7 protein-coding genes are annotated in these 9,832 nt (G+C 49.0%); 4 read left to right on the forward strand and 3 right to left on the reverse strand.

Features of this window, described 5'->3' with window-relative positions:
• Positions 1–402 precede the first annotated feature (402 nt).
• On the forward strand, positions 403–1,263 hold the full coding sequence (locus Q0986_RS09695) for a Tab2/Atab2 family RNA-binding protein (RefSeq protein ID WP_299408896.1): 861 nt from the start codon (positions 403–405) through the stop codon (positions 1,261–1,263).
• Positions 1,264–1,307: 44 nt separating this feature from the next.
• On the opposite strand, the gene Q0986_RS09700 is transcribed toward Q0986_RS09695, so the two are convergent.
• The gene (locus Q0986_RS09700; protein WP_299408899.1) at positions 1,308–2,900 is read right to left on the reverse strand and encodes an endo-1,4-beta-xylanase; all 1,593 of its coding nucleotides are present in this window, start codon (positions 2,898–2,900) and stop codon (positions 1,308–1,310) included.
• Between the two features lie 81 nt (positions 2,901–2,981).
• Between Q0986_RS09700 and Q0986_RS09705 the strand changes: the two genes are divergently transcribed.
• The 3 genes from Q0986_RS09705 (at position 2,982) to Q0986_RS09715 (ending at position 6,455) form a co-directional block, all read left to right on the forward strand.
• Positions 2,982–5,615 (forward strand): O-antigen ligase family protein, encoded by a 2,634-nt coding sequence (locus tag Q0986_RS09705; protein ID WP_299408902.1) that lies wholly within the window; start codon positions 2,982–2,984, stop codon positions 5,613–5,615.
• 72 nt (positions 5,616–5,687) lie between these two features.
• Positions 5,688–6,002, forward strand: coding sequence for a DUF4342 domain-containing protein (locus Q0986_RS09710; protein ID WP_299408905.1), 315 nt, complete (start codon positions 5,688–5,690; stop codon positions 6,000–6,002).
• 12 nt (positions 6,003–6,014) lie between these two features.
• The gene (locus Q0986_RS09715; RefSeq protein ID WP_299408908.1) at positions 6,015–6,455 is read left to right on the forward strand and encodes a YbjN domain-containing protein; all 441 of its coding nucleotides are present in this window, start codon (positions 6,015–6,017) and stop codon (positions 6,453–6,455) included.
• Between the two features lie 479 nt (positions 6,456–6,934).
• Here Q0986_RS09715 and Q0986_RS09720 read toward each other — a convergent pair whose 3' ends face one another.
• Positions 6,935–7,813, reverse strand: coding sequence for a pentapeptide repeat-containing protein (locus Q0986_RS09720; RefSeq protein WP_299408911.1), 879 nt, complete (start codon positions 7,811–7,813; stop codon positions 6,935–6,937).
• Positions 7,814–8,369: 556 nt separating this feature from the next.
• Entirely contained in the window at positions 8,370–9,791 is a 1,422-nt protein-coding gene (gene glnA, locus Q0986_RS09725; protein ID WP_299408914.1) for a type I glutamate--ammonia ligase, read from the reverse strand.
• Positions 9,792–9,832 lie beyond the last annotated feature (41 nt).

A 9,832-nucleotide genomic window follows, 5' to 3' on the forward strand; every position in this document is an offset into this window, starting at 1 on the left:
AACGTTTCCTGCGATTGAGGTTTCTTGACCTCGATTTAACTGGCTTAGACATCACCACAATACGTTTCCTAGATAAACGATGGACAACCAATTGCTCTAATAGTTGATTTAGATGTAGAGACTTCAGCCATTCCTAAATATTGAATACTAAAGCAATTAAACGATCTAAAAGAAGATAAGCCCAATCTCTCAAAAGAGCAAAATTGGCTAGAGGGTCACCCAACCCGCTAATTTAATCGATTCAACAGTGGTAGGGGGCGCAATTCTGTATAGAACGATACATTTTTTTCTGAGCAGTCTACAGAGTACCCTGGAGTAGGTGATTACTAAAGACCCTAGGGGGTTGCTTGCTCATTCCCCATAACTTGGCGTTACACAAAGCATCTAGAGTTTGACATCAATATGAGTAAAGTTTGGGAAATTGATTTTTATTCGCGCCCCATTTTAGACGACCAACAAAAAAAGATTTGGGAGCTGCTGGTCTGTGATGCCCAACGTCAGTTTGAGTTCACTAAGGTTTGTTCAGGCTCACAAGCGAATGCCCGCTGGTTACAAGAAGCGTTAACCGAAGCGTTGCCCCTATGGCGCCAGGAAAATTCGCTGTCAGAGCAAGAGTTCCCGGAACGAATTCGTTTCTTTCGACGTTCGATGAAAAGTATTATTCCCCGAGCTTGTGATGCCTTAGATATTCCATCACAGCCTAGCCGGAGGACCTTTGCCGTTTATCAATGGTTGCGAGAGCGGGAGGAAAAGGTCTATCCCCAACATCCTGGGTATCAGCCCATGATGATTGCCCCTGCCACCTTTGAACCGACTTTGCCTAAACCTCTACCGGATGCTTTGTTGGGAGAAGGCTGGCGCTTAGTCACGCTCCAACTGAGTGCCTTTGCCGAAATGGATGAGTGGAAAATTGCCTTTGGAGAAGGCGTCCCGCTAGAGCAGATGAATCTCCCTGCTGATACAGTGATTCCCGGATTGTTAATTTTTTCGAAACGCGCTACGCCGTTAGCCGCATGGATGTCGGGACTGGAGCTGGCTTGTTTAAAGCTAGAAAGAAAGCCTAAGTCTCAGTTGCTGCTAGAAACCGGTTTAAGCGATCGCTGGATTATCGCCTTTTTGAATGATCCCCAATTGGTGGCAGAGATTGAAGAATTTGAGCGGGCTAAGCAGGCCGCTCAACAAGTACATTTTGTTGCGGTTCAGTCGAGCCCGGACTCTGAGGAATTTGCAGGCTTTTGGTTAATGCAAGAAATTGATCTATAAGTTCCTTTGGTCACCCATTGGGTAGTGGGCGTTAAGGCAAGTCTTTATGAAGAAAGGGCTAGCCATTTCTTTTGCAGTGTTGTCAGGCGCAGATAGGAAAGCTTGGGGGTAAAGTCAGATCGGATTAACCCTCCATGGGGCCAAAACCCGCCATCTGCCAGATCCCACCAAGTGACTGCTTGGATATAAGGCTTGCTGTAACACAGGGTGTAAAACTGCTCTACCCAGTCGGCTTGGACTGCTTCGCTCCAAGGTGCATGCCAAAGGCCGGGTGGATTGGGGAAAGGGGTATTTTGAGCCCGAGTGGTGTTGGAAGAAACGCCCAATTCAGTAATGTGAATCGGTTTGCCCAGTTGGCTAAATCGTTCTAAGAGTCGATTGATCTCAAACATGTCTTGATTGGGATAATACAATTGCATCCCAATAATTTCGAAGGGAATATTGGTGGTAATACAGGTCTGCAGATATTGATAGGCACTTTGGAGGGGGGGATGTTGAGGGCCTCTAGCGATGTATTCTGCCCAGTGGCAACAGGTATTCACGATTCGCTGCAGATTTGGATATCCTGCCACTGTCGCCTTTGAAGCCAACCGAGTCATTTGGCGTTGCTGTTCAGCCGAGAAGCCCATGATATTGGCCCAATCAATATCATGGGCTTCGTTGATGATGTCGTAGTAAGGAATGCGTTCTAAATACCGTCCAGTAATGTCCCTGACTCGCTGATGCAATAGGTCTTGCAGTTCCGCATAAGGCTTGTCTCTGGCCCAATCAGGCAACCCGATTTCATGAAACCAAACCAACGGGTGACCTTTAGGAGTAATTCCTGACTGTTCTAGCCAGTTCACCATCTCATCGGTTTTGGCAAAATTTGGCTGGCCTTGTTCGGGTTCAAACGATCGCCAATAGAAGGGAAGGGTGGCAAAGTTAAATAGCTTTTTGAATCGTTGGTCATAGGCCAAGCCCGCCTCTGGATGCCGAAAAAAATTACAGCCAAATAAGAAATTGGGCCGATGCCCACGGCAACTAATTTGATATTGAGCTTGGGCAAAGACTGCCGCTTCTCCCGCCCATAGGCTTTCACGTAAAGAATCATTGGCAAGGGCAGCCATTTCTTTTGGCGTTGAGGCAGCCAACGCTTGCTGAAGGAATGTTTCAGCTTGACGGAGCTGAGCTTGGATTTGGGATGAACATTGATACCCTTGCTGTTGCCAGGTTGCGATCGCACGCCGAACACGACCTAATCGAGACTGGGCACAGGCTAGATTGAGATTAAGTGGGAAATCCGATGGCGTATATCCTCGGCCTTGATTGTCGGCATAGAGGACAACATTGCCAAACCCTTGCACCGATAGGTATAGAACAATCGCAAAGGGAAAGGATGGGGGCACAGACCATAAGGTCCCCTTCTCTACTTGGCGAGGGGGATTGGGAATCGGCTCATCTGCCAAGGTCAGGAAAAAAGTCTGGTTTAAGACCTGGGTCGGCATGGGTTGACCGGCTGCCGTCCACGCCTGCAACTTAATCCTTGGGGCGGACGTTGAGCCTAACGAGAGGGGGGGATCTGATGCGTTATAGGCCAGCAGAGCAGCAGTTCCACTCGTCATTGCCAAAAACTGCCGTCGATCCATGGTCGTCATCCCCTTCGCCTTCAACCCTTTTGATTTGTAAGCTCAGCCTAGCCATTCGGGTAATCTGACTCAAGGTACCCAATGATTGCTATGGCCATATCTTCAACCTCAGAATTTGATGATCCAGATCAGCCCATCCGTAGGCCGACCGCCAAGGGGGGATCGTTATTAGCCTGCCTCTGCATGGGGTTGTATGCGCTCTTTACCCTGATCCCCGATAGCCATAGTCTGATGGTGGTTTGGCCCTGGGTGCTGATCTGGCAAGTCACCTGGGTCTGTCCCCTCCTGTGGTTAGCTGGGCAACTGTGGTACACCCAACATTTTCCTCGACTTAAACAAGGGTTGGATTGGATCGTGGCGATCGCGGTGATCGGCCTGGTGCTCTCTACCCTATTTGCCCCCTTTCCCAATCAGGCCCGTTGGTATGCTTGGCCCGCTTTAGGCGGATTGGCTGCGATCTATGCCATTTGTGCCTGGTGTCAAACCCCTGAGCGACGACAACGCTTATTGGTGATGCAAGGGCTGTTGAGTTCAGGCTTTATTCTCCTCAGCTTAACCCTATGGATCACCCAAACCTTATTGCCAGAGCTGAGTCGTCTTCGTGCCCTTCAACAAGCGGGAGTGCAGGCTAGCTATAATTTCTCGACTCTAGAATTACGCAATTGGGCGCCCTTTGGTCATCAAAATTACGTGGCAGGCTATTTAGTCTTGGCTTTACCGCTATTGTTGGGGCTGTGTATGACCCAAGCGGGACGTTGGCGATGGGGATGGGCCATTAGTCTTGGTCTTGGACTGTTAGATTTATATACCACCAGCTCTAGGGGCGGTTGGATAGGGTGTGTGGTGTGTGGTCTTTATCTGGGAGTCGCGCTCTCTCGTTACCGTGGGATCAATCGTCGTTGGCTTCTCGGTGGCAGTGTGGCCAGTTTTGGAATGCTGATGGCTTTAGTGCTAGCCAACAATCGCCTCAGCAGCCAAGTCAGCAATCTCATCCAAGGTCGCTCCGGAGGAGATATGGCCTATCGCATCATTACCCATCAGGCAGGTTGGGCAATGGGGTTGCAAAATCCTTGGACAGGCATGGGACCCGGGAGCGTACCCCTGGCTTACCAAGCCTATCGTCCAACGTGGGCCGGGTTAGAAGCGGAGCATGCCTATCAGCTTCACGGTACGGTGGCTCAGATTTGGGCAGAACTCGGGTTAGCGGGTATGGTCCCAGTTTGTCTGTTGTTGGGCTGGCTGATCTACCAAGGCTGGCGATGCACAGGCTCATCTACAGCCCTAGCGGCCCAAGACCGTCTTCAGATGCAAAGTTTGCTGGCGGGGCTACTGGGCTATAGCGTTGTCTGTCTGACAGACTATCAGCTCGACAATGTGGGTATCAGCGGTTTCCTGGTGATCAGCTTAGGGGTATTGGCAGCTACTTGTCGAAGTCAGCACGAAAGCCAAGCGCTTTCTCCGCCCTCTAACAGCGATGCTCAGACCGTCAAAAAAAGGGGGCGTTGGTGGGCTGGAACGTTACTAGGAGTCGTGTTAGCCACGAGTCTGTGGTTGGTTCCGATTCATTGGGGTTGGGCTGCTTCTAGTCAAGGATTTGCGGCTTTGGGGCAGCAGCAATTGGATCAGTTTCGTCAATATCTAGATAAAGCTCAGACCAAAGTGCCGTGGGAACCTTATTATGCCTACCAGTTAGGTTGGAATTTAGGAGATTTGGGCTTAAAATCCCAGGATCCCAAGCTTCGTCAAACCCTGTTGCCAATGGCAACTCAGCATTTTATCCAAGGGAATCAGCTCTCCCCTGATCAAGAGTTTGGCCATACCAATTTGGCTTGGCTCTATATGCAGCGTGATCCGAAAAAGGCGACCGCTGAGTTTGTTCGTTCAGCGGAGCTAGTGCCAGCCAAACGAGGCGTCTTCTTTGGCTTAGGGTTAAGCTTATTGGCCCAAGGTCAACCAGATTTAGCCATGGAAGCAATGACTTTGGAGTGCTTAAGGAATCCTTTATGGATAACAAGTCCAGCTTGGCGATCGCAACCGCTGCAACCGCTCTATGCTCAACTCCTCACTCGCTTAGAGCAGGCACACAACCAGTTGATGCAAACCCACTCGGACGATTTGAAGACCTATCTTCACCGGGCCAGCGGTAGTTTGCAGTGGTGGCGTGGCAATTTGGACGCGGCCCAAGCTGACTTAGATCCCTACGGTAGTGCCCTCAGTCGGACCTTGCTGACTGCCTTTAAGACACCATCTGGAACCCCGTTCGATGTCCCTCAGGAATTGCCAATGGCAGCTCGCAGCATGCTACAAGCTTGGTTAACACCTGACCGCCGAGAAGCCCTGGTTACCCAGGCTTGGCTAGTGGGGACGAACACGCCCCCTTCAGCGGAACTCGTGCAGACTACCTTAAAAGGCATGACGCAAGCTCAGACCTTTCAGCAATGGCTCCAAGACTATCCCATCGTTCGCAAGTATCACCGCCAACGAGCCGGTTTTGGTGTCTTGAGCAGACATACAGACGGTCCGAATCCCACCGATTTCTTTCTCATCATTGATAATGGAGTGATGAGCGAAATTTTTGCAGAGATGATGCCTACACCGATATACCTACCTGCACTAGACCGAGCGTTGCAAGACCGCCGGAATGCTTTACTCGCAGAGGTTAAAGCGTTGTCAGGGAATGCTATGCTGACCTCATCGCTGATTCAAGGGGGTGTTATGGATTAGGTGTGTACCCCTCATCCCATCCTCTAACGTTTAAAAAATGATTGACTGAGCTATTTCCCGGAGATCCACCCCATGAGTGAACCTAGCGATCGCATCCCTGATCAACCCCCGATTGATGTCACCCCTAGCGATCCTGCCCGGATTGAGGAATTTAAACTGAGCAGCGGTTCTGTGATCGACAAAATCAAGGAACTGGTGAAAAAAGGCAATGTCCGTAAAATTATTATCAAAACCGATGCCGGACGGTCTTTAGTTGAAATTCCCTTGACGGTAGGGGTCGGCGTTGGCGTCGTGGGGACGATTACCGTGCCTTTATTGACTGTACTTGGGGTCGTCGGTATTTTTGCGGCGCGTCTCACGATTGTTATTGAAAAATCGCTGGAATAAGTAAGGACTGGAATGGAATTTCAAACACAAGCTCAACAAGAGTGCCATACCAAAGTATCTAGCTGGATGGATGACCTCTTTGAGCAAATTCCCTGGGAGAAATTAGACGAACCTGGCTTTGGTTTGTTTATGGGGTCTGCTTGGGTGGAGGTTCGGATTCATCCCTGGCAAGAGGATAGCGTTATCAATATTCGCTCTACTGTTGTCTCAGGGGCAAAAATGGCGGCTGACTTACAAACCTTTCTGTTAAGAGAGAATGCAGAGATGCGGTTTGGTGCGTTTTCAGTCAATGACGCAGGCGACATCCTATTTGAACATACCATTGTGGGATCGACCTGTGACCCCGAAGAGCTAGAAGCCTCTGTGGATGCCGTTTTGGCTGCGGCTGATGATTATGATGATCAAATTGTTGAGCGCTGGGGAGGGGAACGGGCACTCGATCGGAATCCCTAACATCTCAAATCCCTAAGGCAATATCACCCTCAAGCAAGCGATATGGGCGAAGCTGGAGCCGTCCCAAATGTTGATTGAACCCCCTCAACGTCTCCTGAGGAAAGTGCAAGTCAGTGATGCTGTACAATTCGCTCCTACTTGAAGAGTGTGCAGATGAATCTTTATCGACTGGAAGGCACTACCCTCTTTTAAGGCCCAGGATCCAAAAAATTCGCCGTTCGCCTTCAAGCAGCTGTTCAAGAATACTTAAACTGGAGTCCTGGTGGTCATTCAGTTGGCGATGGAGCTGAGCCTTGAGAGCTACCTCAGTGGGTAAGGTGCGATCAACAGCGGTGGAATGGGTTGGATTACGAGAGAGAAATCCGGCTTTACTGGGTCAGTATTAGACATCGAGCTCAGTTGAGACATTCCCCTTGAAGGATGTGCATTTGAGCAAATTTGCTCATCAGAGTTTCCTCTTTAGAGGTAGAGTGCTGCAACTAATCCAAAATTGTTCCATCTGGCATAATTACGCGCTCCAGAGTCGCATTTTGGAAATTAACATCTGTCAGGTCAGCATCCGTTAAATTGGTTCCCCTCAATACAGCCCAACTCAAATTAGCCCCCTGCAATTTCGCCCCTTGTAAATCAGTTCCTTGTAGCGTCGCACCTTGCAGATTGGCATCCGTCAAATCGGCATGTCGTAATTCGGCGCTGGTCAAATTGGCATGGCTAAGGCTAGCCTTTCTCAAATTACACCAAACCAGATTAGCTGCTTGTAAATCAGTCAAGGTGAGATTAATGCCGGGTAGGGCTTCATCCTTGAGATTGATTTGAGCAAAGTTTCGCTCACCCGCCTCATACTTTTCTGTCAGTTGCAGTGCAACTTCACTGGGGAATGGGTCTGGTTCAGGAAGCACTACGGGGGGCTTCTGACCTGCTAGACCTTCCAAAGCTGCCTTGGCTTCTGTTTGAGGTTCGATGAACAGCAAGTCCAGCTCAATGGTCTCCATCCAATACGGGAGTTCTTGTCTCAATTTCTGGCCGTAGACCGTTACGGTCGTCACAGACGGCAATTGCAATTGACTTAAATAAGCACGCAATAAGGGGAGGGTCACTGCTGGTTCTGGTACCTCAGCTGATTCCACACTCAGCTGCAATTTCTCTGATTTGAACTCAAGATCAGCCACTTGAATGGAGTGTTCACTCAAACATTGATTAATGAGGTCAGTCAAAGCTTCAAGATTTTTTTGCCGAGCAAGCCGACGCAATTCTTCCTGTCGTTCAGCGTTATAGGTGGCACTGATACCCCCATCAAGGGTTAAGTCAGTCGATGGCTGGCGTGGATCATAAGCAGATTCCGGCGATTGGAGAGTCATGGTATTGGCAGAATTGCACTCATTGCAAGGGGACGGGCAAGGCAGCAGCAGCTTTCAATACCACTACGCCCAGTGTCACAACCTCAAGCAAGGTTGAGAACGATTTCAACCCAAGGTCCTAAAGTTAGGATGTGAACAACTGAAGGCAGCGAAAAAAAGTGCCTGCTAACATTGCGAATAAAGTCTAAGGACAATTTGCTCCCTAAAATCATCCCAGAGCTGATTTTCACTGTAATCTCGGACAAGATAGCACGTTTTTTTCACCTTTGAGACAGAAGCAAGAATTATGAAGATGTCCATGGCTTAAACGCTGACGATTCACGGGGAAAACACCGGAAATGATTCACTACCAGCCTGACCCCTTGCAGGAGCAGCAGGCCTTGAACATTAGATACACCACTCAATGCCTACTGTTGAGTGCAGATCTTGCGATCACGTCATACATGAAACATTAAGAAATATATAGACTCCTGATGACTTTTCATCAAAAAAAGCTACCTTCTCAGGTAGCTTTTTGGGGAAACATCCGTGTTGGAGTTAAAGGACTTATGCGACCCTAGACATCGTAGTACAAGGACAATTCATAAGGATGAGGACGTAACCGCATGGGATTAACCTCATTATCGAGTTTGTACTCAATCCAGTTCTCAACGAAGTCCTTGGTAAAGACACCCGAGTCCACTAAGAAGTTGTGATCATTTTGCAAAGCTTCTAAGGCTTCTAATAAGGATCCTGGTGTAGAAGGAATCTTGGCTAACTCTTCAGGGCTGAGATCATAAATATCAACATCCAAAGAGCTACCTGGATCGATTTGGTTTTTAATCCCATCAATCCCTGCACAAAGCATGGCAGCAAAGGCGAGGTACGGATTACAAGTGGCATCTGGGCAACGGAACTCTAGACGCTTCGCTTTAGGATTAGGACCAGAAAGCGGAATTCGAATGGATGCAGAGCGATTGCCCTGAGAGTAGGCCAGGTTAACAGGAGCTTCAAATCCCGGAACCAACCGCTTATAAGAGTTGGTGGTGGGATTAGTGAGGGCCAGTAATGCTGGGGCATGCTTGAGGATGCCACCGATGTAATGCAAGGCTGTCTGGCTCAGATTGGCATAGCCATCTCCCCAGAAGAGGGGCTGTCCAGCTTTCCAGATAGACTGGTGGGTATGCATTCCAGACCCGTTGTCGTTAAACAAAGGCTTGGGCATAAAGGTGGCTGACTTGCCATACTTCTTAGCCACGTTCTTGACACAATACTTGTAGATCATCAAGCTGTCCCCCGACTCGATGATCGGCTGAAACTTGATGCCCAGTTCGCATTGGCCACCCGTAGCTACTTCATGGTGGTGCTTTTCAATGGGTACCCCGCACTTGGCCATTGTCAAGAGCATCTCTGTCCGCATATCCTGCAGGGTATCGGTAGGAGAAACAGGAAAATAGCCTTCCTTATAGCGGGGCTTGTAGCCTAGATTGCCGCCTTCTTCAACGGCTCCAGAGTTCCAACGACCTTCTTTGGTGTCGACGTAGTAGTAAGCAGAATTTTCAGTTTGGTCAAAGCGTACATCTTCGAAGATAAAGAATTCAGCTTCAGGACCAAAGAATGCGGTATCGCCAATACCGGTACTGGCTAAATAATCCAAGGCCTTTTGAGCAATAGAGCGAGGGCATCGATCGTAGGGTTGCTTGGTGCGAGGCTCTTGAATGCTACAAATCATGCTGAGTGTAGGCTCTTCCATGAACGGATCGATCCATGCGGTCTTTGGGTCGGGCACCATCGCCATATCCGATTCATTGATGGCCTTCCAACCCCGGATACTAGAACCATCAAACGCAACACCATCGGTGAAGCTACTTTCGTCAATTTGATCCTGATAAAGGGTCAGGTGCTGCCAAATACCTGGCATATCAATGAATTTAAGATCAACGACTTGAATATTGTCGTTTTTAATCCAATTCAGAATGTCCTGGGGGGATTGGGCCATGAATTACTCCTTAACAGTAAATAGCAAGCTCAAGTGCATTC

The organism is Acaryochloris sp. IP29b_bin.148 (genome assembly GCF_028285565.1).
Lineage (GTDB): Bacteria > Cyanobacteriota > Cyanobacteriia > Thermosynechococcales > Thermosynechococcaceae > Acaryochloris.